Origin of the sequence: Salinispora tropica CNB-440, from assembly GCF_000016425.1 — a bacterium.
Taxonomy (GTDB): Bacteria; Actinomycetota; Actinomycetes; order Mycobacteriales; family Micromonosporaceae; genus Micromonospora; species Micromonospora tropica.
The window spans coordinates 3,174,800-3,198,249 of record NC_009380.1; the positions used below are offsets into that span (position 1 = coordinate 3,174,800).

A 23,450-nucleotide genomic window follows, 5' to 3' on the forward strand; every position below is an offset into this window, starting at 1 on the left:
CGCGCCGGAGAGTCCTCTGGAGACGGGCTGCCGTCAGGAGATGCCGAGCTCGTTCTCCAGGACGTCGAACAGTTCCTCGTCGGTGGCGGACTCGTAGTCGCGCCGGGTGTCGTCGGGGTCGCCGGTCCGGTCCTGCCAGCCGCGTAGCACCGCCTCCAGCCGTGCGGTGATCCGGGCGTGCTCGTCGGTGGGTACGCCGGTCAGGGTCTTTTCCAGACGGTCGAGGTCGGCGAGGACCGCGTCGGCCGGATCGGCGTCGGGCGCCACCAGGTCGGCCTTCAACGCCCGGGCGAGGGCGGCGGGCTCGGGATGGTCGAAGACGAGCGTGGCGGGCAGCCGCAGGCCGGTCACGGTGCTGAGCACGTTGCGGAACTCGACGGCGGCGAGGGAGTCGAAGCCGAGGTCCTTGAACGCACGACCGGGTTCCACCGACGCCGGGCCCGGGAAGCCGAGCACGGCGGCGGCGTGCGTGCGGACCAGGTCGAGCAGCAGGGCGTCCCGGTCGGCGTCGGAGAGACCGGTGAGCCGTTGCACCAGCCCCGGGCCGCCGGCCGTCGCGCCGCCGGTGGCCACGGGCCGGGCCGAGACGCGGACCAGACCGCGCAGCACGGCGGGCAGCGCGTCGGTCCGCCGACGCAGCGCGTCCAGGTCGACCCGCACCGGTACGACGGTGGCCCGGTCGGCGGCGACAGCCGCGTCGAAGAGGCCCAGCCCCTCGTCGGTGGTCATGGCGGGCATGCCGAGCCGGCGCATCCGGTGCAGGTCGGCCTCGTCGAGATGACCGCCCATGCCGGTGCCGGCGGCCCAGAGGCCGAAGGCCAGCGAGGTGGCGGGCAGCCCGTCGGCGCGGCGGCGCTGGGCAAGCGCGTCGAGAAAGAGGTTGGCGGCAGCGTAGTTGCCCTGGCCGGCGCCGGCCACCCAGCCGGCCGACGAGGAAAAGAGCACGAACGCAGTCAGGTCGAGGTCGCGGGTGAGGTCGTGCAGGTGCCAGGCGGCGTCCACCTTGGGTCGCAGCACCCGGTGCAGTTGCTCGGGGGTGAGGGCGTCGACCAGCGCGTTCTCGGCGGTGCCGGCGGCGTGCACGACGGCGGTGAGCGGGTGGGTGGCGGGAAGGTCGGCGAGCAACGCGGCGAGCGCGTCTCGGTCGGCGACGTCGCAGGCGGCGACCGTCACCTCGGCGCCGGCGGCGGTGAGGTCCGCAACCAGTTCCGCCGCGCCAGGTGCCATGGCACCGCTGCGGCTGGTCAGCAGCAACCGGCGTACCTGGTGCCGGGTGACCAGGTGCCGGGCGACGAGGCTACCCAGCCCGCCGAGGCCACCGGTGATCAGGACGGTGCCGTCGGCGGACCACGGGATGCCGTCGCGGGGTGCCTCGGCGGGTACCCGGGTCAGTCGGGGCACCAGCAGTCGACCGTCCCGGACGGCCACCTCCGGTTCCCCGGTGGCCAGCGCCGCCGCGAGGTGATCGGTGCCGGTGCCGTCGGTGTCGACCAGGACGAACCGGCCGGGGTGTTCGGCCTCGGCGGCCCGGACCAGCCCCCACAGGGCCGCTTGGGCAGGGTTGACCGGGGTGTCGCCGGCACCGACCGCATCGCGGGTATGCAGCACCAGCGTCGCCGCGGCGTACCCCGGCTCGGTGAGCCATCGGTGCAGCAGCGCCAACAGTCGTTCGGCGGCCGCGTGCACGGCCGCGGGCGGCGTACCGGGCGGGTCGAGGGTGACCACGACGGTGCCGGGTGCCGGGTCAGGCAGTTCCGCCTCGGCGTCGATGGGGGTCCAGTCGTCGGCGACGATGTCCGGGGTGGCGACGGGCTGCCAAGCCACCTCGAACAGGTTGCGCCGGTGGCCCCGGGCGGCGGTCCCGAGTGCGTCGGCGGCGACCGGTCGGGCCACCATCTGGTCGATGGTGGCGACGGGGTTGCCGTTCCCGTCGGCGACGGTGACGGCCAGCTTGTCGGCGGTGGCCGGGAAGATCCGGATCCGCAGAGTGGCGGCGTGCGCGGCATGCAGGGTCACCCCGCGCCAGGAGAACGGCAACGGCGTGTTGCCGGCGCCTTCGGCTACGAGGTTCGCGTGTAGCGCCGCGTCGAACAGAGCCGGATGCAGCAGGAACCGCGGCACGTCGGCGGCGGCCACCTCGGGCAGCGCCGCCTCGGCCCAGACCTCGGCGGTGTCGCCGTGGCCGCGCTGCCACACCGCGCGCAGCCCCTGGAACACCGGCCCGTAGCCGTAACCGTGGTCGAGCAGCCGGTCGTAGAGGCCGGTGAGATCGACCGGCTCGGCGCCGGGGGGCGGCCACTCGGACAGGTCGGCGGCGGCCGGGTCTGCCCCGGCCTGACGGACCAGGACCCCTTCGGCATGCCGGGTCCAGCCGGCGTCGTCGGCCGCGTCGTCGGGCCGGGTCCAGATGCCGAGGGTACGGGCGCCGCTGTCGTCGGCGGCGTCGACCGCGACGCGCAGCGCCAGGCCGCCCTCGGCGGGCAGCACCAGCGGCGTGCCGATGGTCAGTTCGTCCAGCACGGGACAGCCGACCTGGTCTCCCGCGCGCAGGGCGAGCTCGACCAGCCCGGTGCCGGGGACGAGGACGGTGTCGAACACCGCGTGGTCGGCGAGCCACGGCTGGGCGGTGCGGGAGAGGCGGCCGGTGAGCACCACACCACCAGTGCCGGGCAGATCGATGACCGCGCCGAGCAGCGGGTGGTCGGCGGAGTTCAGGCCCATCGCGGTGGCATCGCCCGGGTCGGCCGGAGCGTCGATCCAGTAGTGCTGGTGTTGGAAGGCATACGTCGGCAGATCAACCTGCCGCCCACCCGGATGCACCGCAGCCCAATCCAGATCAACACCAGCAGCCCACACCCGCCCCATCCCCGCCGCAAACGCCCGCACCTGATCACCACCACGCCGCTGCAACCCCACCACCACCGCCGCCTCCGGCACACACTCCGCCACCAACCCCGTCAACACACTGTCCGGACCAACCTCCACAAACCGCGTCACCCCACGCTCCACCAACGTCGCCACCGCATCCGCAAACCGCACCGTCCCCCGCACCTGCCCCTGCCAATACCCCACCGACCCCAACACCTCATCCGTCACCACCTCACCCGTAACCGTCGACACCACCGCCACACCCCCCACACGCCCCCGCACCCCACCCACAACCCGCCCAAAATCCGCCACCATCGGATCCATCAACCGCGAATGAAACGCATGCGACACCCGCAACCGCCGCGTCCACACCCCCAACGACCCCTCCAACCCCGCAATCTCCTCCTCCGTCCCCGACACCACCACCGACCGAGGACCATTCACCGCCGCCACATCCACACCACCAAGCTCCAACTCCCCCACCGACCCACCCACCGCCAACATCGCCCCACCCGGCAACCCCTCCATCAACCCACCCCGAGCCGCCACCACCCGACACGCATCCTCCAACGACCACACCCCAGACACATACGCCGCCACCAACTCACCAACCGAATGACCCACCACAAAATCCGGCACCAAACCCCACGACTCCGCCAACCGAAACAACGCCACCTCCACCGCAAACAACGCCGGCTGCGCCCACCCCGTCCGATCAAGAACACCACCACCATCAACAAACATCACCTCCCGCAAATCACCCCCCAACAACGGCCCAAACACCCCACACACCTCCGCCAACGCCCCCGCAAACACCGGAAACGCCCCCGCCAACTCCCGACCCATCCCCACCCACTGCGCACCCTGACCCGAAAACAAAACAGCAGTACGACCGGTGGTCAGGTGGCCGTGCACGCCCTGGCCGGCGGCGAGCGCGCGGAGACCGGTGACGCCGTCGCCTACAGCGACGCCCCGGTGTTCCAGCGCGGCCCGACCGGCGCCGAGGGTCAGCGCCACGTCTGCGGGATCAAAGTCAGCATCGGCAAGGAAGTCGGCGAGGCTGGCGGCCTGGGCGGTGAGGCCGCTAACCGATCGGCCGGAGACCGGCCAGAGCGCCACCGGCGACGTGCCGGAGCGGACGACCGGTGCGGTGGCGGGAGCCTGTTCCAGCACCACATGAGCATTGGTCCCACTGATACCAAACGACGACACCCCAGCCCGACGCGGCCGATCCACCGCCGGCCACTCGACCGGATCGATAGCCAGGCGCACATCACCGGCGCTCCAGTCCACGTGCGGCGTGGGCTCATCCACATGCAACGTGCGCGGCACCATCCCGTGCTCCATCGCCATCACCATCTTGATCACACCAGCCACACCCGCCGCCGCCTGCGTGTGCCCAATATTCGACTTCACCGAACCCAACCACAACGGCCGATCCCGATCCCGCCCATACGTCGCCACAATCGCCTGCGCCTCAATCGGATCACCCAACGTCGTACCCGTACCATGCGCCTCCACCACATCAACCTCAGCCGCCGACACCCCCGCATTACCCAACGCCTGCCGAATCACCCGCTGCTGCGCCGGCCCATTCGGAGCCGTCAAACCATTCGACGCACCATCCTGATTCACCGCCGAACCCCGCACCACCCCATACACCCGATGACCATTCCGGCGAGCATCCGACAACCGCTCCAACACCAACACACCAACACCCTCAGACCAACCCGTCCCATCAGCACCCGCCGCAAACGGCTTACACCGACCATCGGGCGCCAACCCCCGCTGCCGCGAAAACTCCACAAACGTCTCCGGCGTCGCCATCACCGTCACCCCACCAGCCAACGCCAAATCACACTCCCCCGACCGCAACGCCTGACCCGCCAAATGCATCGCCACCAACGACGACGAACACGCCGTATCAACCGACACCGCCGGGCCCTCCAACCCAAACGTGTACGAGATACGACCAGAAACAACACTGCCAGCACTGTGCCCCGACACGTAGTCGTGATACATCACACCAGCAAACACACCGGTAGCCGAACCCCGCACCGAAGCAGGATCAATACCAGCCCGCTCGAACGCCTCCCACGACACCTCCAACAATTGACGCTGCTGCGGGTCCATCAACACGGCCTCACGAGGTGAAATACCGAAAAAGACCGGATCGAACTCGCCCGCGTCGGTGAGAAAGCCGCCCTTCGCCACGTACGTGGTGTCGGGACGGCTGCCCGACGGGTCATAGAGGCGGTCAAGATCCCAACCCCGATCGACAGGAAAACCATCGATGGCATCGACACCCTCAACGACCAGCCGCCACAAGTCCTCCGGCGACGAAACACCACCGGGATACCGGCAGGCCATCCCCACGATCGCCACCGGCTCGTCGATACCGGTCGTGGTGGTGACGGCCGGTACCGGGTCGACGTCGTCCGGGCCGGCGATCTCCCTGAGCAGGTATCGGGCCAGATCGCGGGGTGACGGGTAGTCGAAGATCAGGGTGGCGGGCAGCCGCAGGCCGGTGCTGGCGGAGAGCGCGTTGCGCAGCTCGACCGCGGTGAGCGAGTCGAAGCCCAGCTCCTGGAACGGGCGGCCGGCGTCGATCCGCTCGGCGGAGGCGTGCCCGAGCACCGCCGCCACCTGGGTGAGGACCAGGGCGGTCGCGGCGCGGTCGCGTTCGTCGGCGGGTAGTGCGGCGAGATCCGCCGCCCAGCCGGTGGCGTTGGGGACGGCGGCACGGGCGGCCAAGCGTCGCGCCGGGCGGACCAGGCCGTGGAAGGGCAGCGGCAGATCGTCGCCGAGAGTACGTAGGACGGCCAGGTCGAGCCGGGCCGGGACGGCCGTCGGGTACGGGTTGGCGACGGCGGCGTCAAGCAGGGCGAGCCCGTCGGTGGTGGCCAGCGGCAGCACGCCACCGCGCGCCATCCGCTCCCGGTCGGCGTCGCCGAGCCGGTCGGTCATCGCCGAGCCCTGACCCCACAGCCCCCACGCCAACGACACACCAGGCAAACCCGCCCGACGACGCGTCACGGCCAACGCGTCCAGAAAAGCGTTAGCCGCCGCGTAGTTACCCTGCCCCGGCGCGCCCAACACGCCAGACATCGAGGAGAACAACACGAACGCCGACAACTCCCGGTCCCGGGTCAACTCGTCCAACAACCACGCCGCGTCCACCTTCGGACGCAACACCCCCGACACCCGAGCCGCCGACAACGACGACACCACACCGTCATCCAGCACACCCGCCGTGTGCACCACCGCCGACAGATCCGACGCACCCGCCAGAACAGCAGCCAGCTGCACACGGTCAGCCACGTCACAAGCGGCCAGCTCGACCCGCGCGCCAGCCGCCGACAGCTCCGCCACCAGATCCGCCGCACCCGAGGCAGCCATACCGCTACGCGACAACAACAGCAAACGCCGCACCCCATGCGCCGCCACCAAATGCCGAGCCACCACCGACCCCAACGCACCCGTCGCACCGGTAACCAACACCACACCCGTACCGAAAAGCGAAGCATCCACGCTAGACGACGCAACAGCCTGACGGACAAGCCGAGGAACCGAAACCACCCCACCACGGACCCGTACCTGCGGTTCACCCGCGGCCAACGCGAGCGAGAGCACGTCAGAAAGCTGATCAGTGTCAGCGTCAACAAGAAGGAAGCGGTCCGGATTCTCCGCCTGCGCCGAACGCAGCAGACCCCACACCGCCGCACCCGCCAGATCGGTCACATCATCACCGACCGCGCCCCGGGTGAGGACGACGAGCGGGGCGGTCGTGGTTCCGGCCAGCCAGCGCTGGGCGATCGCCAACACCCTGTTCACCTCAACGTGCACGTCGTCGGTGCCTCCGGCCGGCAGCACCACCAGCTCGGGCGGGCCGTCACCGGGCCCCGGGCCGGTGGTCGGAGTGACGCCGTCACCGGTGGGGGCCGGGGTGGTGTCGGGGTGCCAGGTCCAGGTGGGGGTGGTTCCGGTCACGGTGATGCCGAGGGGGTGCCAGTCGAGACCGAAGAGCGCGTCGGCGACGCCAGTGGCCGCGGCGACCCGCACCGGGCGGAGCACCAGCGACCGAACGGTCGCGACGGGTGCGCCGACGGCATCGGCAACCGCGATCCGGACGCTGCTGTCGGACGGGGTGAGCCGTACCCGGAGGCTGGTGGCACCGGTGGCGTGCAGTGCCACGCCCGACCAGGCGAACGGCAGACCCCGGTGCGGGTCGTCGTCGGCTCGAGTGAGGGCGTGCAGGCCGGCGTCGAAGAGCGCCGGGTGCAGACCGTAGCCGTCGGTCTCCGTACCCTCGGGGAGATCGACCTCGGCGTAGAGTTCCTTGCCGGTCCGCCAGGCGCGGCGCAGGCCCTGAAAGGTGTGTCCGTAGTCGAGTCCGCCGATCGCGAGGTCGTCGTAGAGACCGGTCAGGGGCAGCGGTTCGGCGTCGGCGGGCGGCCATTCGGTGAGGGCGACGCCGGGAGTGTCGCCGGCGGTCAGGACGCCGGTCGCGTGCCGGGTCCACGGTGCGTCGTCACGTTCGCGGGAGTGCACCGCGACGGCACGACGGCCGGTCGGGTCGGGCGCCTCCACCGTGAGTTGGACCTCGACGCTGCCGCTGTCCGGTACGACGAGAGGCGCGTGCAGGGTCAGCTCGTCGAGCAGGTCGGCGCCGACCTGGGCACCGGCGTGCAGGGCGAGTTCGACCAGCCCGGTGCCGGGGAACACGACAGTGCCGCCGACCGTGTGGTCGGCGAGCCACGGGTGGGTGGACAGGGACCAGCGGCCAGTGAGGACGGCACCGTCGGTGTTGGCCAGCGGCACCGTGACGTCGAGCAGAGGGTGGGTGGCGGCGAGCAGTCCAGCGCCGACGAGAGCGGGGTCGTAGAGCCAGTAGTGCTGGTGTTGGAAGGCATACGTCGGCAAATCAACCTGCCGCCCACCCGGATGCACCGCAGCCCAATCCAGATCAACACCAGCAGCCCACACCCGCCCCATCCCCGCCGCAAACGCCCGCACCTGATCACCACCACGCCGCTGCAACCCCACCACCACCGCCGCCTCCGGCACACACTCCGCCACCAACCCCGTCAACACACTGTCCGGACCAACCTCCACAAACCGCGTCACCCCACGCTCCACCAACGTCGCCACCGCATCCGCAAACCGCACCGTCCCCCGCACCTGCCCCTGCCAATACCCCACCGACCCCAACACCTCATCCGTCACCACCTCACCCGTAACCGTCGACACCACCGCCACACCCCCCACACGCCCCCGCACCCCACCCACAACCCGCCCAAAATCCGCCACCATCGGATCCATCAACCGCGAATGAAACGCATGCGACACCCGCAACCGCCGCGTCCACACCCCCAACGACCCCTCCAACCCCGCAATCTCCTCCTCCGTCCCCGACACCACCACCGACCGAGGACCATTCACCGCCGCCACATCCACACCACCAAGCTCCAACTCCCCCACCGACCCACCCACCGCCAACATCGCCCCACCCGGCAACCCCTCCATCAACCCACCCCGAGCCGCCACCACCCGACACGCATCCTCCAACGACCACACCCCAGACACATACGCCGCCACCAACTCACCAACCGAATGACCCACCACAAAATCCGGCACCAAACCCCACGACTCCGCCAACCGAAACAACGCCACCTCCACCGCAAACAACGCCGGCTGCGCCCACCCCGTCCGATCAAGAACACCACCACCATCAACAAACATCACCTCCCGCAAATCACCCCCCAACAACGGCCCAAACACCCCACACACCTCCGCCAACGCCCCCGCAAACACCGGAAAAGCCCCCGCCAACTCCCGACCCATCCCCACCCACTGCGCACCCTGACCCGAAAACAAAACAGCAGTACGACCCGAACTCACCCGCCCCGACACACCACCACCAGCAGCCACCACCTCCAAACCAGCAGAAAGCTCCGACACCTCCCGACCCACCGCCACACCCCGAAACTCCAACCCCGCCCGACCCACACCCAACGACAACCCCACATCCACCGCACGCACACCAACCCCACCACAAAACCCCGCCACACGACCCGCCTGACCAGCAAGCCCCTCCAACGAACGCCCCGACACAGGCCACAACACCACCGGCGGATCCACCACCTCCACCAACCCCACCGACTCCTCGTCACCAACCAACGGAGCCTGCTCCAACACCACATGAGCATTGGTCCCACTGATACCAAACGACGACACCCCAGCCCGACGAGGACGCCCAGTAACCGGCCACTCCACAGCATCCGTCAACAGCCGAACATCCCCGACCGACCAATCCACGTGCGGCGTGGGCTCATCCACATGCAACGTGCGCGGCAACACCCCATGCCGCATCGCCATCACCATCTTGATCACACCAGCCACACCCGCCGCCGCCTGCGTGTGCCCAATATTCGACTTCACCGAACCCAACCACAACGGCCGATCCCGATCCCGCCCATACGTCGCCACAATCGCCTGCGCCTCAATCGGATCACCCAACGTCGTACCCGTACCATGCGCCTCGACGGCGTCCACCTGGTCGGTGGTCAGTCGGGCATTGGCCAGGGCTTCGGCGATGACCCGACGCTGTGAGGGACCGTTAGGGGCGGTGAGGCCGCTGCTGGCACCGTCCTGGTTGACCGCGGTGCCGCGTACGACGGCCAGCACCCGGTGCCCGTTGCGCTGGGCGTCGCTGAGTCGCTCGACGAGCAGCACACCGACGCCCTCGGCCCATCCGGTGCCGTCGGCGGCGGCGGCGAACGGCTTGCATCGACCGTCGGAGGCCAGACCTCGTTGCCGGCTGAAGTCGACGAACGTCTCCGGGGTGGCCATCACCGTCGCGCCGCCGGCCAGCGCCAGGGTGCACTCCTCACGGCGCAGCGCCTGGATCGCCAGGTGCAGCGCGACCAGTGACGACGAACAAGCGGTATCCACGGTGATCGCCGGACCCTCCAGGCCCAGCACGTACGCGACCCGGCCGGAGAAGATACTGCCGGCGTTGCCGTTGCCGAGAAAGCCCTCCAACTCGGCGGGCACCGTCGGCAGCCGGGTCGAGTAGTCGTGGTACATGAGCCCGGCGAACACACCGGTGCGGCTACCGCGCATCGAGACCGGGTCGATGCCGGCCGACTCGAACGCCTCCCAGGACGCCTCCAGCAACAGCCGTTGCTGCGGGTCCATGGCGATCGCCTCACGCGGCGAAATGCCGAAGAACTCAGGGTCGAAAAGCGCGGCGTCGGAGAGGAACCCACCGCTCCTCGTGTACGTCTTGCCGGCCTTGGAATGGTCGGGGTCGTAGATGTCCTCGATGTTCCAACCCCGGTCGTTGGGGAAGTCGGAGATGGCGTCGGCACCGTCGGCGAGGAGCTGCCACAGCGCCGCCGGACTGTCCACGCCGCCCGGAAATCGGCAGCTCATACCGACGATCGCGATCGGGTCGTACTCTCGGAGCTCGGCGTTGCGTAGCTGCCGGCGGGCCTCACGCAGATCTATGGTGGCCCGCTTCAGGTACCCGAGAAGCTTCTCCTCGTTCTCCATCTACGTCTCCCGCCACTAGCCCAGCCACGAAGACCCGGGCCAATTTCGACTCACGGGTCATCGGGCAGCAATTGTCGAAACAGAGAGCTTCTTCAGGCATTGTTGGTTGTTCGCGATGACCCTACGAAGCGGCGTGGCGCACCCCCAACCCCCTACCGCCCCCAGAGCGCCCCCTAGCTCCCAACGCGACAGCGGCAACGAGGGCAGGAGCACCGTCTACCGCAGGTTACGGCTCGCCCCCACCCACCACCACGGCCAGACACAGTCAGCGTTGAGGCCGAGCCTGACGCTGTTTACTGTGGGGGTACGTACCCGAGGTTCCGCTCTTCGCTGCGGCTTCCCGCGGCATCGGGTGCTGTTGGTCATGCGGTGGTCACGTGGCCACCACATACCGATCTATCCGACCGCGGCCTTCAACACCCAGGAGGTCGAGAGCGGCCGGGAAGGTCGGTGCGCCCGGCGGACCAGAGAAGCACCTGGACCGGATCCCCTTGGGGAGCGTCGGGAAAGAGCCGGGCGAGCACCGCGCGGCAGAGCGCCTCGGATGGACGCCAGCGGATGCCGAGCCCTTCAGTGATGTCGTGGGTGTGCACCAGCGTCTCGGTCACGTCCAGCGCCTCGCGAAGCCGCTCGGGTCTGTCGGACTCCAGTGCCAGGGCTCGTACCGAGGGGTCGGATGCCGACAACGCCGCGCTCAGCAGCCGTCCTGCGCCGGCAACAGGTCGCAGCAGGTCGCGGGGACACGCGCCGTCGCGTACCACCAGGTCGAACGGAAGGTAGGCGGAGTCGGGCGGAGCAGCAAGCTGCCCGGCGTACGCGACGAGGTCACGCGCGACATAGGCGACAGTTTCCCAGCAGCTCCAGTCGAGCGTGCCAGCCCGGCGTCGCCAGTCCGCAGACTCAAACGGCGTGAGCACCCGGACCATCTCCGCCACGGCCTGGTCGACATGACGGCTGTCCATCAAAGGCATATCGAGCAGGCTGCCAGATCTTGCGCCGCCTCGTCGTACCGCCAGCACCCGCTCGATCGGCAGCTCGCGACCCGGGGCGGTTTGCACCGAGCGTGAGGAGGCGATGTGAGTCGCCACGCGTGCTCGGGGCGGATCCCTGTAACCGGGTTCGGCGAGGCTACTGCTCTTGCTGGTTCTTGAGGACGTCACGTACGTGCATGGGCGCGAACCCGAGCAGGTTGGTGCCCGGCCAATGCGTCGGGTCAACAGCGGCCGGATCGTCGCGGGCCAGCCCGATTCCCCAGATCCGGTCTACCGGGCTGGCCTCAACGAGAACCCGCTGGCCGGTACCGAGCAGAAACGTGCGCAGTCCGGCGTGCTGACCGAACGTGGCCAGATTGCCAGCGACCACGATCGGGACACGGTGCTCGTCCCAGATCCGTTGGTCGAATCCGACGACCCGGCCGCCGAGGGTCTTGGCCGCGTGCGGATGTGGCACAGAAACTTCATCCGGTCTCCTCACTACAGCCGCCCTCATCGTTCTTGGCTGGCCAGACGGAGGGCGTAGGCAGCTTTCGTCGGTGACCCCACACCCCCTAAACCGTCCTAGGAGGATGACAGAAACGGAGCGGCGCGCGGTCGCCACGGTGATGGTGTTGCCACACCTGCCAAGCCCGAGCTCAGCAACCAAACAGCCCGCGATCAGCAGATACGCCGCCGCCCGCGACGGCGGGTCCCGCATTCGCTGCTACAGACAACGGGTCCGAGCCAGGACCGCATCGATCATCTCGAACGGTACCCGCGGAGTCAGCTCACCCAGCGGACCCGGCGCGAACGGGCCCGACCCGCACCCCCGCGCGACGCGACAGACTGCGCCAACAGCGGGACTCCCGACGGTGACGAACGGGGAGCTGGCCAGCTCCGAACACGAGGGCCGGAGTCAGGAGGCCGCGGAGAAGTCGCCCCGACGGCGCAGCCGACCGATCCAGCCCTGGGCGGTGTGCCGGGGCACGCCGTAGTGCTCGGCGACCGCGGTCACCGTGCCCATGCGGTTGAAAACCTCGACCACGTCATCCGGCATCCGCCGGTAGACCCGACCTTCTGGCACCGAGGCCTCGGCGCGACGACGTGCGGCACCGGCCCCACCGACACGCCCCGACCCCGACCGGGCCCCACGTTTACCGTCGGCGCTCCGCGCCGGACGGGGTGCTTGCTCTACGCCGGACTCGGCCGCCTCGCTGGGCACCCCGACGGCCTCCTCGCCCTGAGCCGGTGGGACGACGGCGGTGGTAGCGGACGGAAACAACGCCCGCAGGAGCAGGTTGAGATCGAACGACGGCAGGGTCGGTGCCGAGATGCCGTTGCCGGCCCGCATGGCCAGTTCAACAATTCGCGGCGTCGAACCGTCCACGTCGACAGAGACAACGGTCTCCGTCCCGGATTCCTCAGCCCTGATGGTGATTGTGTAGTCACCCATCGCCAACCCTCCACGTAAGGTCACATGGCAGCACACCAATCGGCAGTGTGGTCAGCCCTACGGCTTGTTCAGCCTAGCGGATTGGGCTGACCATGTGACAGAGGCCAGCGGAGTATGGCATGTTTGTTGCCGGCAGGCAACAAAAAAACCACACATACGACACACGTTCACTGTCCAGTAAAGCTTCCGGGTAGGGACTTGACGCCGTTGACGAAGTTGCTCTCCAACCGGACGACCGGACCGGTCAGTCGGAAACGTGACAAATGCGGCGCCAGTTCCCGCAACATCGTTCTCGCCTCCAGTCGGGCTAGGTGTGCCCCGAGACAGAAGTGCGGGCCCATCCCGAAGGACAGGTGCGGATTCGGGTTCCGGTGCAGCCGCAGTTCGTCTGGAGCCTCGAAGACGGCGGCGTCCCGGTTGGCCGAGGTGTACCAGAGCACCACCTTGTCACCGGCGGCGATCGGCGTGCCGCAGAGTTCGGTGTCCACGATCGCGGTGCGCCGGAACTGCATGATCGGGCTGACCCAGCGCAGCAGTTCATCCACCGCCGACGGCAGCAGTGTGTCGTCGGCGACCAGCCGCTCACGCTGCATCGGATTGTCGACCAGCGCCAGCACACTGCCGGTGATGAGGTGTCGGGTGGTTTCGTTGCCGGCTACCACCAGCAACAACCAGAAGTTGCAGAACTCTCGGTCGGTCAGCCGTCGACCGTCCACCTCACTGGTGGCAAGCAACGTCATCAGGTCTTCGCGCGGCGCACGACGCCGCTCGCCGGCCACGCTGAGCGCGTACTGGAACGCCTCGAAGAACGTCTTCCGGTATGCCTCGACGTCGCCGCCGCCGTACTCCGGGTCGTCGAAGCCCACCAGGTTGTTGCTCCACTGGTAGAGCAGGTGCCGATCCTCGCGGGGCAGACCGAGCAGATCCGCGAGGACCAGCAACGGCAACTCCGCCGCGAGGTCGGCAACCACGTCGCATTCCTCTTGCCGAACCGCCCGCTCGACCAGGTTCCGGGCGTGCGCGGTGACACTATCGCCGAGTGCCCGGATCGCCCGGGGGGTGAACACCGCGGTGACCAGCTTGCGGACCCGGGCGTGCTGCGGCGCGTCCATGTTGACGAGCAACTGACGAGCCTGCTCCAGGTCCGCGGTGGTACGCGGATCCGCCAGAAAGGCACCCTGACGGCCGGAGGAGAACACCTCCGGCTGCCGAGACGCGGCGACCACACCCTCGTGCGTGGTGACCGCCCAGAAGCCGGGGCCCTGGCTGAGAATCCGCCCCTCACCGGAGCGCCGCCACAGCGCCGCCTCCGGCACCCAGCTGACCGGCTTGTCGCGCCGCAGCCGGGCAAACTCTGCATACGGCACCCCGGCGGCGTACGTCGCGGGGTGCGCGATGTCCGCACGGTTGCCCGTCGACACAACCTCCGTGCTCATGACCGGCCTCCTGACATCTCGGTGCCCAACAACCCACGGAGCACCTCCTGGCGCAACTTGCCGGTGCCGTCACGGGGTAGTTCCGGGACGAAACGCCACCGCCTGGGCACCTTGAACCCCGCCAACGAACGTCGGCAGAACGCGGCGAGCACCTCCCCGCCCCGCTCCGGGTCGAGCCGGGCCGAGTCCACCTCGACGATGGCGACCACCCGCTCGCCGTACTCGTCGTCCGGCTCGCCGGTCACCGCCGCGTCCCGGACCGCCGGGTGCGACAGCAACACCGTCTGCACCTCCGCGGGGTAGATGTTCACCCCGCCCGAGATCACGACGTCCCCCGCCCGGCCGGTCAGGTAGAGGTAGCCGTCCGAATCCAGGTAGCCGGTCTCGCCGTAGGTGAACACCCCCGCGCGCAGGTGCGCGTCTCGGGTCTTCTGCGGGGCATTGTGGTACTCGAAGGTCTGCCCCACACGGTGGACGAACACCCGCCCCGCCTGGCCGGCCGGCAAAGGGTTGCCCTCGTCGTCGACGATGACGATCTCGTTCGGGGGTACGGCACGGCCGACGCTGCCCGGATGCCGTAGCCAACTGTCGGCGTCCATGAGGGTCACCACGCCGGCCTCGGTGGCCGCGTAGTACTCGACCACCACCGGACCCCACCACTCGATCATCTGCCGCTTCACCTCGACCGGGCACGGCCCACCGCCGTGCCAGACCATTCGGAGGCTGCCGACGTCGGCCGCCGCCCGGACATCCGCGGGGAGCCGCAGCAGCCGGACGAACTGGGTGGGGACCAGATGGCAGGCGGTGATTCGGTGCTCCGCCACGGCAGCCAGGAAGGATTCCGGGTCAAACCGGTCGTGCATCACCAGGCGGCTGCCCCGCAGCAATGGGAGCAACGCGAAGAACACCTGCGCCGAGTGATACCACGGCCCCACCAGCAGCACCGCGCCGCGGGCCGGTACCCCGAGGACACGTCCGGCGTAGGCGAGCAGTCGGTCCACCCGGGCAAACGGCGCCCCGACGCGGAACAAACCGTTGCGCACCCCCTTCGGCGCGCCCGTCGTGCCCGAGGTGTACAGCAGGATGGAGCCGCAGACCTGGTCGGTGGGCTCGTCGGCGGGGAGTCCGGCCAGCAACGGCTCGACCGGGGTGCAGCCGGCGTGCTCCCGCTCACCGGTCACCATGGCACGTACCGGGGCGGGGCAGGAGTGCACTGCCTCGGCGACCACGGCCGCGTACCGGGGCTCGGTGAGCACCAACCGGCTCGCCGAGTCCGACAACAGGTAGGTGATCTCGGGTGCGGTCAGGTGCCAGTTGACCGGCACCACGGTCACTCCGGTGTGGAGGGCGGCGAGCAGCACCTCGAACGTCTCACGCCGGTTGCCGCAGACCACGGCCATGGTGTCACCGACCTGTAGATTCTCGGCGCGCAGCAGGCGGACCCAGCGGTTGACCCGGGCATCCAGGGCTGACCAGTCCAGCTCACCGGCCGAGTCACGAAGGGCCGGTCCGCCAGCGCCGCCGGCCAGCGGATCCGTCAGCATTACCACCATGGCGCTCCTTCGGGGTTCACGGCTCAGTTCAGGAGGTCCGGCTGTTCGTGGACGATGTCGGCGTACAGCGGGCGGAAGTTCAGCCGGGCGATCTCCGGCGTGCCGATCGTGTCGCGCGTCGCGGCGGCGGCCCCGTGGTCGATGGGCACCGGACTGCCGGCCGCCTCGGCCAGCAACTGCACCTGACAGCTACGGTCCATCGTGATGAACCACCAGGCCGCCTCGGCGACGGACCCACCCACGGTGAGCAGCCCGTGGTTACGCAGGATCACCGCCTTGGCCGGCCCGAGCGCCTCGGCAATCCGCTTGCCCTCGTCGTCGGCCAACACCACCCCGGTGTAGTCGTCGAAAACCGCGTGATCCTCGTAGAAGGCGCAGGCGTCCTGCGTGATCGGGCTCAGCGGACGGCCGAGAGTGCACCATGCCCGACCATAGGTCGAGTGGGTGTGCGCGGCGGCCACCGTGTCCGCACGGGCGGCGTGCACGTGGGAGTGGATGACGTAGCCAGCCGGGTTGATCCGGCCTTCGCCCTCCAGCACCGCACCCGCCGGGTCCACAAGCAGCAGGTCACTGACGCGGACGTGCCCGAAGTGCATCCCGAACGGGTTGATCCAGAACCGGTCGGGGTGCTCCGGATCGCGGGCAGTCACATGGCCACCGGCGCCCTCATCGAAGCCGAGGCGGGCGAAGAGCCGGCAGGTCGCGGCGAGCTGCCGCTGCCGCCGCAGACGCTCCTCGGCGGGGGTTCGCCCGGTCATCCGCAGCCTCCCGCGGTGTCGGTGTCGAAGGATGCGCCCGCCGGGACACCGGCCATCGGGTCGGTGGCCGACCCGATGTGGTTCGCCTCGGCGGCAGGCTGCCAGGCGCGCAGGAAGTGGTCGACCCGGTCCAGGCCCCAGAACCGGTGCCGGCCCCACCGGAGGTACGGAATGCCGAACACGTCGTCCTCGTACGCGGTGACCAGGCACCCGGCCCCCTCTTCCCGGATCTGCTCGTCGTCCGGGGCGGCCTGGGCGCCGGCCACGTCGAGGCCGGCCGCCAGGGCAGCCCGACCGAGCACCTCGGGCGTGCAGATGTCCGCACCGCGCGCCCAGCGCTCCGTCACCAGAGCGTCGTAGAACTGCACCGCCCGCCCCTGCCGACGGGCCCAGAGCCAGGCCAGATGTGGCAGCTCCCACCAGGAGTCGACATCGATCGGCCAGGCCATCGCCAGGCCCATCTGCTCCGCCAGCCGCTTGGTGTCCAGCAGGAGGTACCGGTGCTTGGCCCGGCTCATCTGCACGTAGTGGAACTCCGCCCCCCGCTCCGCCAGCGTGGCCGAGGTCCTCGTGTCCGGGTCCCAGTACGGGTACCAGTCGAGCCGGTCGAACACGTCCGGCACCGCCTGCCGCAGCCGGTGCACCGCCAGCCAGCTGTACGGGCTGCGAAACGAGAAGTAGAGGCGAGGTCGACGCTTCACTTCACGCCCCCGGACAGGGCGCGGAGCACCTCGTCGTCGAACTCGGCCAGTTCCCCCGCGCGAGGGCCGCTACTGATGGCGTAGCCGTGCAGGATCCGGGCGGTCGCGGTGTGCACCAGGCGGTCGTCCCGGCGGACGTAGCAGTCCATGCGGGCGTCGAACATGACGCCACGTAGGACGTCGACGACGGTCAGCACGGTATGCACCTCCTCCTCCATCCCGGCCGTCTCCACCAGCTGCACCCGGGCCCGGGAGACCACCGGTATCCAGGCCCGCTCGCGGACCAGCCGCCCCACCGAGATACCCCGGTCGGCGAGGAACCGATCCACCACCTCCTCCAACGCCCGGACGAATCCGGAGTGCTGCACCCGGTCGGAGAAGTGGCAGTAGAAGTACGGGGCCCGCCAGCTCCACAGGAAGGTGTTCGAGCCGACCGGGGTGAGCACGTCGGCGACACTCTGGCCCGCAGCGATGGTCCGGTCGTCCGCGCGGGCGAGCACCCCGGCCGCGGCGACGGTCGGCACCACCAGGTCCGCCAGGTGTTCGGGTGCCGGACTGGAGACCGTCGCCGTGGGTTCCCGCACGAGGGCGATGCGGACCTTGCCCCGCAGCACGACCAGGTCCTGCCCGCCGCGGTGGACCGTCATCCGCACCGTCAGCCTGGCGCCCGAGTCGCCGGTCACCTCGACCCGGGCCTCGTCGTCGACCTCCAGTGTCGCGGGCAGCTGCACCGAGCAGTCGACGACCTCCACCCCGAGGCCGTACTCGTGGAAGAGGTCCCGCGCTCCCGGGCCGCGGTCGCGCAGCCACTGCAGAACCGCCTCCTCGGTCAGGTAGATGAAGTGCTTGAAGCCGATCCAGGTACGGATGTTCGCCCCTTCGTAGCGGGGCCGACCGACCAGGACGGTCAGCGGGGCGGTGGGCGCACTGGTCATTCGTCTGCTCCTCCGTCAGGGACGTACCGCCACCTCGCCCACCTCACCGACGAACCGGGTGGCCTGCTCGGCAACCTCGACGGCGTGGCGGACGTGGCAGAAGTGGTCGTAGTGCTCGTGCACCAGCAGGGTCGCCCGGGGCATGTCCCGGCCCAGGGTCGCCGCCGCCGCCGGGGACAGGGTCGGGTCAGCCCCGCCGGCCAGGATCAGCGTGGGAGTGGTGACCGTGCTCAGGGCCAGGGTGCCGCTGCCGATGAACTGGTCGAAGACGGTGAGGAAGCCGGCCGGTCCGATCCGGTCGATCGCTTTGGCGATCATGCCGTCCAGCACGGCCTCGTCCAACGTCCGAAGCCGCTGGCCCAGCCGCAACCGAAGACCGTCGCGAATGTGCCGGTCGAAGGTACGCCGGGCCCGGTCGAAGACCTGCCAGGTGACGGGCTGCTCCGGCGGGCAGTAGAGCGGGCAGATCAGCACCGCCGCCCGGGCCGACGAGTGACCGGCGGCCATCAGCTCCAGCGTCGCGTTGGCCCCGAAGGAATGCGCCACGATGGTGTCCGGTGGCCGAGGTAGCCGCTGTAGCCCGGCCGCCAGCCAACCGGCCGCGGACTCCTGCCGACGCCACCGGTAGTCGTTCCCGGGCCGCCAGGGCAGGTCCAGGACCAGCACCCGCCAACGGGGGTCGAAGGCACGGGCGAGTGGCCGCCACGACTCCCACGAGTCCTCCAGCCCGTGGGCCAGCACCACCAGGTCGCCTCCGGGTGCCCCCGGGCTCAACTCGTGCACCGGCGGCGCTCCACTTTTCACCGTTCCGCCCTCCGCCCCTCGTCGAGCCGGACGGCCCTCCGGCCGTCGATGTCGTCACCGCAGCCGACGCTCACCGGACCGGGCGTACCGGCGGCCAGCAGGGTCGCGGCCAGCGCGACGTTGACGACCCCGGCCGCGCCGTAGCAATCGCCCCACCGGGCAGCCGGGTCGAAGCCGTCCGGCCCGAGACGGTACGGCGCGGGGGGACCCGTCTCCGGCCACACGGTCGGCTCCGCAACGGCCGGCTCGGCCGTGAGCACTAGGCAGGCCGCCCCGGCGCGCAGCGGAGCAGCGGGTCGGCCAGCCCGGTGCAGGTCGGTGGCGACCTCGTCGGCCGGCTCGACACCCACCACGATCACCCGCGTGGCTCGGCGGGCACGCAGCAGCCGGGCGGCGGTGTGGACGGCGTCCAGACCGGCGGTGGACCCGGAGCAGATCATCAGGTTCGGGCCGCCGAAGCCGTACCAGAGGGCAATGGTGCTGGCGACCACGTTGCTGGAGGCATTCGGCGCGGTCAGCGGGCTGACCGCGCGACCACCGTCGCGGCGCACCGTCCGAATCACCTCGGCTACCGTGGCGACGTTGCCGAGGTTCCCCGCGACCACCACGGCCACGCCGGGATCGACCTGCACCGGTGCGGGACGGCCCCGGGGCAGACCGAAGGCCCGGTGGACGGCGCAGAGTGCCAGCCGGGTGGCCGGCTCCTTGGCCAGCAACCCCTTGGGGCCGAGCACCTCGCGCGCCCGGTCGGCTGGCACGGCGCCGCTGAGCGCCGCGAACAGTGGCCGCGCGGCGACCCCCGACCAGTCGGCCAGGTCGGCGGCGAGGGCGTCCGAGTCGGGCAGGTGGACCGCCCATCTGGCCAACCGAACGCCGACCGCCCCGGTACCGGGTGCGGGAACCACGTCGCCGGTCGGGGCGGCGCGGGCCACGACGGGACGGTGGTCTGCGGCCGGGTTACTCACGCGGACTCCACCAGTGTGACCGCGTTGACGCCACCGAAGCCGAAGGCCTCGGACTGCACCAGCCTGGGGGTCAGCGCCGTCGGCCCGGTGGCAAAGCGCAGCCCGGAACCGTCTGGGAGCGGCCGACGCAGCCCGACCACCGGTGGTACCTGACCGCTGGTCAGGCAGCGCGCGGCCACGTCGAGGTTGACCATGGCGGCGGCGCCGGAGGTGTGCCCGACGGCCCCCTTGACGGCGGTGACGACCGGATCACCGCCGGCCGCGACGAGTACCTGCCGCAGGGCCGCGCACTCGGCGGGGTCGTTGAGAGCGGTGCCGGTACCGTGCGCCACGACCAGGTCCACCTCGCCCGCGACGCGACCGGCGCGAGTCAGCGCGTCCCGCATGGCCCGGCCGATCCCCGTCACCGAGGGGGCGGTCTCGTGGTGGGCGTCGCAGGACAGGCCGGTCGCGGCGATCCTGGCCACGGCCGGCCGGGCGTCGTCGTCGGGAACCAGAACGGCCGCGGCGGCACCATCGCCGAGCAGTACCCCCTGCCGGTCCGCGTCGAACGGACGCACCGCGTCAGTGGGTTGGTCGACGACCCGGCCGATCATCGCCAACATCGATTCGGTGGTGGCGTCGGTTCCGCAGACCAGCACCGCGTCGGCTTCCCCAAGCATCAGGTGGTCCTCGGCGAGGGCCAGGACGTGCCCGCCGGCACTACAGGCGTTGCTCAGCGTCAGCACCGTCCGCAGCCCCGGCACCGCCTCCTGTAGAACATCGCCGAAGTGCAGCCGGTGGAGCGGGAACCGTGGACCACCGATGGCGAGGGCTTCCACCGCGGCCAGTTCCCGCAGACCCGTTCCGACCAACGCGACCATCCGACGCGCGGCCGGGTCGATGCCGCTGGCGGCGACGGCTCGGCGGGCACAGTCGGCGAGCCACCGGCTCGCCGCCCACGCCCGTGCGCCGCCGTCGTCGATGTGGTAGCCGTGAGCGACGTTCAGCGCCGCCGGGTCACCGTGCCGCAGCGGCCCGAGTCCGTTACGTCCGGCCAGCAGCGCGGCGAAGGTCTCCGCCCCGTCGCCGAGGCAGGTCCGCACCTCGCTAGCGACCAGACGCGCCGGCACCGGACCACCCCCTGACGATGGCGGCGGCGGTGCCGCCGTCCGGGCTGCGGGCGGTCAGCAGCGTCAGAGTCGGGGCGGCCTCGGCCGGGGCGGCGGCAAGGAAGGTGGCCAGGGCCAGGCCGCCGGTGGCGGCGTCGCAGCGGCCAAAGAGGCGACTGACCCGCAGCCGGGTCGGCTCGTGGCCGAGAGCCGCGCAGGCCGGGGCGTACTCGTCGGTGTCGTCCGGCTCCGTCTCCCCGGTCAACACGGCGGTGACCTCGACCGGGTCGACCCCGGCCCGCCGTACCGCGCGCCGGACACAGCCGGCCAGGGCCCGGTCCGCCGCCGCACCGCCGCCCGGCCCGTACGCCGTGGTCAGGGCGAGGATCTCGGCCTCCGGGTGCGGGCCGGTCCAGTCTGGACGATCGACCCGGGTCAGCAGGAACACGGTGGCTGCCTCCCCGGTCGGCACATGCTGCCCCGGGCGCCCGGTCAACGAGGTCATCCAGGCTCGGTGTGGGCTGAACTCCTCGACCGCGCCCACCAGCATCGCGTCAACGTATCCGCAGGTAATAGCGTTGCTGCCGTAGCGCAGGGCGTCGAGGAAGGCCAGCGGGCCGGTGGCCACCGTGGCGTTCACGCCCCGCAACCCGTACCGGATGGCGGCCTGGCCCGCGGCACAGTTCATCACCGTGTTCGGGAACAGCACCGGGTTGACCTGGTACGGCTTCTCCTGGACCAGGGTGTCCCGGGTGTAGCCGCTGGTGGACTGGAAGCTGCCCAGCGAGGTTCCGAGCACCACCCCCAGCCGGGCCCGGTTGGTGTCGTTCACGTCAGCCTGCGCGTCCCGCAGGGCGTCGCCGCAGGCCACCACCGCCAGCGCGGTGGCCCGGTCGTAGAAGCTGGTGCCCTTGCGCCCGAGATGGGCGCGGACGTCGAAGTCGACCCGGGCGTGCCCGGTCGAGGTGGGCAGCGGCTCGTCGACCAGCGTGGTCACCTCCACCGGGGTAGCCGGCGCCGGTTCCGCCAGCACCGTGCGGCCGCCGGTCGTGGTCACCGCGACCTGCGCTCCGGCCAGCCGATCGACCAGCGCGGCACGCCCCACACCCGCCGGGCCGACCGTGCTCCACCCGGTGATCACGACGCCCGTCATTCCACGGCTCCGATCAGGACGATGGCGTTGTTACCGCCGAAGGCGAAACCGTTGTTCTGCACCACCCGGACGGCGGCCTGCCGGGCGGTGTTCGGCACTGGATCCAGCCGGTCCAACGCCGGGTCGGGGGTCGACCAGTTGATCGTGGGCGGCAGGAACCCGTGTGTGATGGCGAGGGTCCCGGCGATCGCACCGAACCCGCTGGCCGCCCCCATGGTGTGGCCGATCATCGACTTGATCGAGCTGACCGGAGGCACCCGGTCACCGAACACGTCGAGGATGGCGTGCGCCTCCACCGAGTCGTTGGCCGGCGTCCCGGTGCCGTGGGCGCTGATGTAGTCCACGTCCTCGGGTTTGATCGAGGCGTTGCGGTGCGCCATCCGCATGCACTCGGCAATGCTGGTCCGGTCTGGCGCGACCGGGTGGTTGGCGTCGCAGTTGAGCCCGTACCCGAGCACCTCGGCATAGATTCGCGCGCCCCGGTCCCGGGCGTGGTCTAGGTTCTCCAGCATCAGGATCGCTCCACCCTCGCCGGTGAGGATGCCGGAGCGATCCCGGTCGAACGGTGAGCAGGCGTCCGCGGTGAGCGCGCCCAGTCGGTAGAAGCCGGCATGCGCCCAGCGGCACACCGAGTCGGCGCCGCCGGCGAACATCACGTCGGCCTCGCCGGTGGCCAGCATGTCGTAGGCGTAACCGATCGCGTAGTTGCTCGCCGAGCAGGCGGTGGCCAGGGTGAGGGACTCCCCGGCCAGTTCCAGCTCGGTGTTCACCGCGTGGGCGAGCCGGCCGGCCGTGACCTGGCCGAGCAGGCCGGGGTCCATCTGGCCGAAGCCGCCCTCCACCTGCTGTGCGGTGACCGCCTCGACCACGACCGACTCCCCGCTCGTGGTCCCCACGACCGCCCCGACCCGGTCGGCCTCGACCGAGGCCGGGTCGAGGCCGGAGTCGGCCAGGGCCAGTCGCGCGGCCGCGGCCGCAAACTGGCTGGAACGACCCCACCGTGCCGGGTCGACCCGGCGCAGCAGCCGATCCGGATGGAAGTCGGGTACCTCGCCGGCATTGCGGTGCGGGAAACCACTCGCGTCGAAGCTGCTGATCGGGGAGATGCCCGACCGACCCGTGCGCAGGCCGTCGTTGAACGCGGACACTCCGATGCCGATGCTGGACACCGGGCCGAGCCCGGTCACCACGACCCGGTTCAC

At 70.4% G+C, this 23,450-nt stretch carries 14 protein-coding genes; all 14 read right to left on the reverse strand.

Features of this window, described 5'->3' with window-relative positions:
- Positions 1-33: 33 nt before the first annotated feature.
- The 14 genes from STROP_RS13965 to STROP_RS14030 all read right to left on the reverse strand — a co-directional run bounded on the left by STROP_RS13965 (position 34) and on the right by STROP_RS14030 (position 23,450).
- Positions 34-10,425: a type I polyketide synthase gene (locus STROP_RS13965; protein ID WP_012014004.1), complete on the reverse strand. Its 10,392-nt coding sequence runs from the start codon at positions 10,423-10,425 to the stop codon at positions 34-36.
- 413 nt (positions 10,426-10,838) lie between these two features.
- Complete coding sequence (locus STROP_RS13970) at positions 10,839-11,396, reverse strand: hypothetical protein (protein ID WP_230582394.1); 558 nt, start codon at positions 11,394-11,396, stop codon at positions 10,839-10,841.
- Positions 11,397-11,553: 157 nt separating this feature from the next.
- The gene (locus STROP_RS13975; protein ID WP_018831609.1) at positions 11,554-11,874 is read right to left on the reverse strand and encodes a riboflavin biosynthesis intermediates N-glycosidase; all 321 of its coding nucleotides are present in this window, start codon (positions 11,872-11,874) and stop codon (positions 11,554-11,556) included.
- A gap of 441 nt (positions 11,875-12,315) precedes the next feature.
- Positions 12,316-12,852 (reverse strand): hypothetical protein, encoded by a 537-nt coding sequence (locus STROP_RS13980; protein ID WP_012014007.1) that lies wholly within the window; start codon positions 12,850-12,852, stop codon positions 12,316-12,318.
- Positions 12,853-13,019: 167 nt separating this feature from the next.
- Positions 13,020-14,288, reverse strand: coding sequence for a cytochrome P450 (locus tag STROP_RS13985; RefSeq protein ID WP_012014008.1), 1,269 nt, complete (start codon positions 14,286-14,288; stop codon positions 13,020-13,022).
- Positions 14,285-15,841: an AMP-binding protein gene (locus STROP_RS13990; protein ID WP_012014009.1), complete on the reverse strand. Its 1,557-nt coding sequence runs from the start codon at positions 15,839-15,841 to the stop codon at positions 14,285-14,287. Before STROP_RS13990 ends, STROP_RS13985 begins: the two co-directional genes overlap by 4 nt.
- Positions 15,842-15,864: 23 nt before the next feature.
- Positions 15,865-16,599: a class II aldolase/adducin family protein gene (locus STROP_RS13995; RefSeq protein ID WP_012014010.1), complete on the reverse strand. Its 735-nt coding sequence runs from the start codon at positions 16,597-16,599 to the stop codon at positions 15,865-15,867.
- Complete coding sequence (locus STROP_RS14000; protein WP_012014011.1) at positions 16,596-17,300, reverse strand: 2-hydroxychromene-2-carboxylate isomerase; 705 nt, start codon at positions 17,298-17,300, stop codon at positions 16,596-16,598. Before STROP_RS14000 ends, STROP_RS13995 begins: the two co-directional genes overlap by 4 nt.
- Complete coding sequence (locus STROP_RS14005; RefSeq protein WP_012014012.1) at positions 17,297-18,235, reverse strand: thioesterase family protein; 939 nt, start codon at positions 18,233-18,235, stop codon at positions 17,297-17,299. The genes STROP_RS14000 and STROP_RS14005 overlap by 4 nt, the downstream gene beginning before the upstream one ends.
- Positions 18,236-18,250: 15 nt before the next feature.
- Complete coding sequence (locus STROP_RS14010; protein WP_012014013.1) at positions 18,251-19,039, reverse strand: alpha/beta fold hydrolase; 789 nt, start codon at positions 19,037-19,039, stop codon at positions 18,251-18,253.
- Positions 19,036-20,004 carry a beta-ketoacyl synthase N-terminal-like domain-containing protein gene (locus tag STROP_RS14015; protein ID WP_012014014.1) on the reverse strand — a complete coding sequence of 323 codons (969 nt, stop codon included), beginning with the start codon at positions 20,002-20,004 and terminating at the stop codon, positions 19,036-19,038. The genes STROP_RS14010 and STROP_RS14015 overlap by 4 nt, the downstream gene beginning before the upstream one ends.
- Positions 20,001-21,116, reverse strand: a complete 1,116-nt coding sequence (locus tag STROP_RS14020; protein ID WP_012014015.1) for a beta-ketoacyl synthase N-terminal-like domain-containing protein — start codon at positions 21,114-21,116, stop codon at positions 20,001-20,003. The genes STROP_RS14015 and STROP_RS14020 overlap by 4 nt, the downstream gene beginning before the upstream one ends.
- Complete coding sequence (locus tag STROP_RS14025; protein WP_012014016.1) at positions 21,094-22,248, reverse strand: beta-ketoacyl synthase N-terminal-like domain-containing protein; 1,155 nt, start codon at positions 22,246-22,248, stop codon at positions 21,094-21,096. The genes STROP_RS14020 and STROP_RS14025 overlap by 23 nt, the downstream gene beginning before the upstream one ends.
- Positions 22,245-23,450 carry a beta-ketoacyl-[acyl-carrier-protein] synthase family protein gene (locus tag STROP_RS14030; protein WP_012014017.1) on the reverse strand — a complete coding sequence of 402 codons (1,206 nt, stop codon included), beginning with the start codon at positions 23,448-23,450 and terminating at the stop codon, positions 22,245-22,247. The genes STROP_RS14025 and STROP_RS14030 overlap by 4 nt, the downstream gene beginning before the upstream one ends.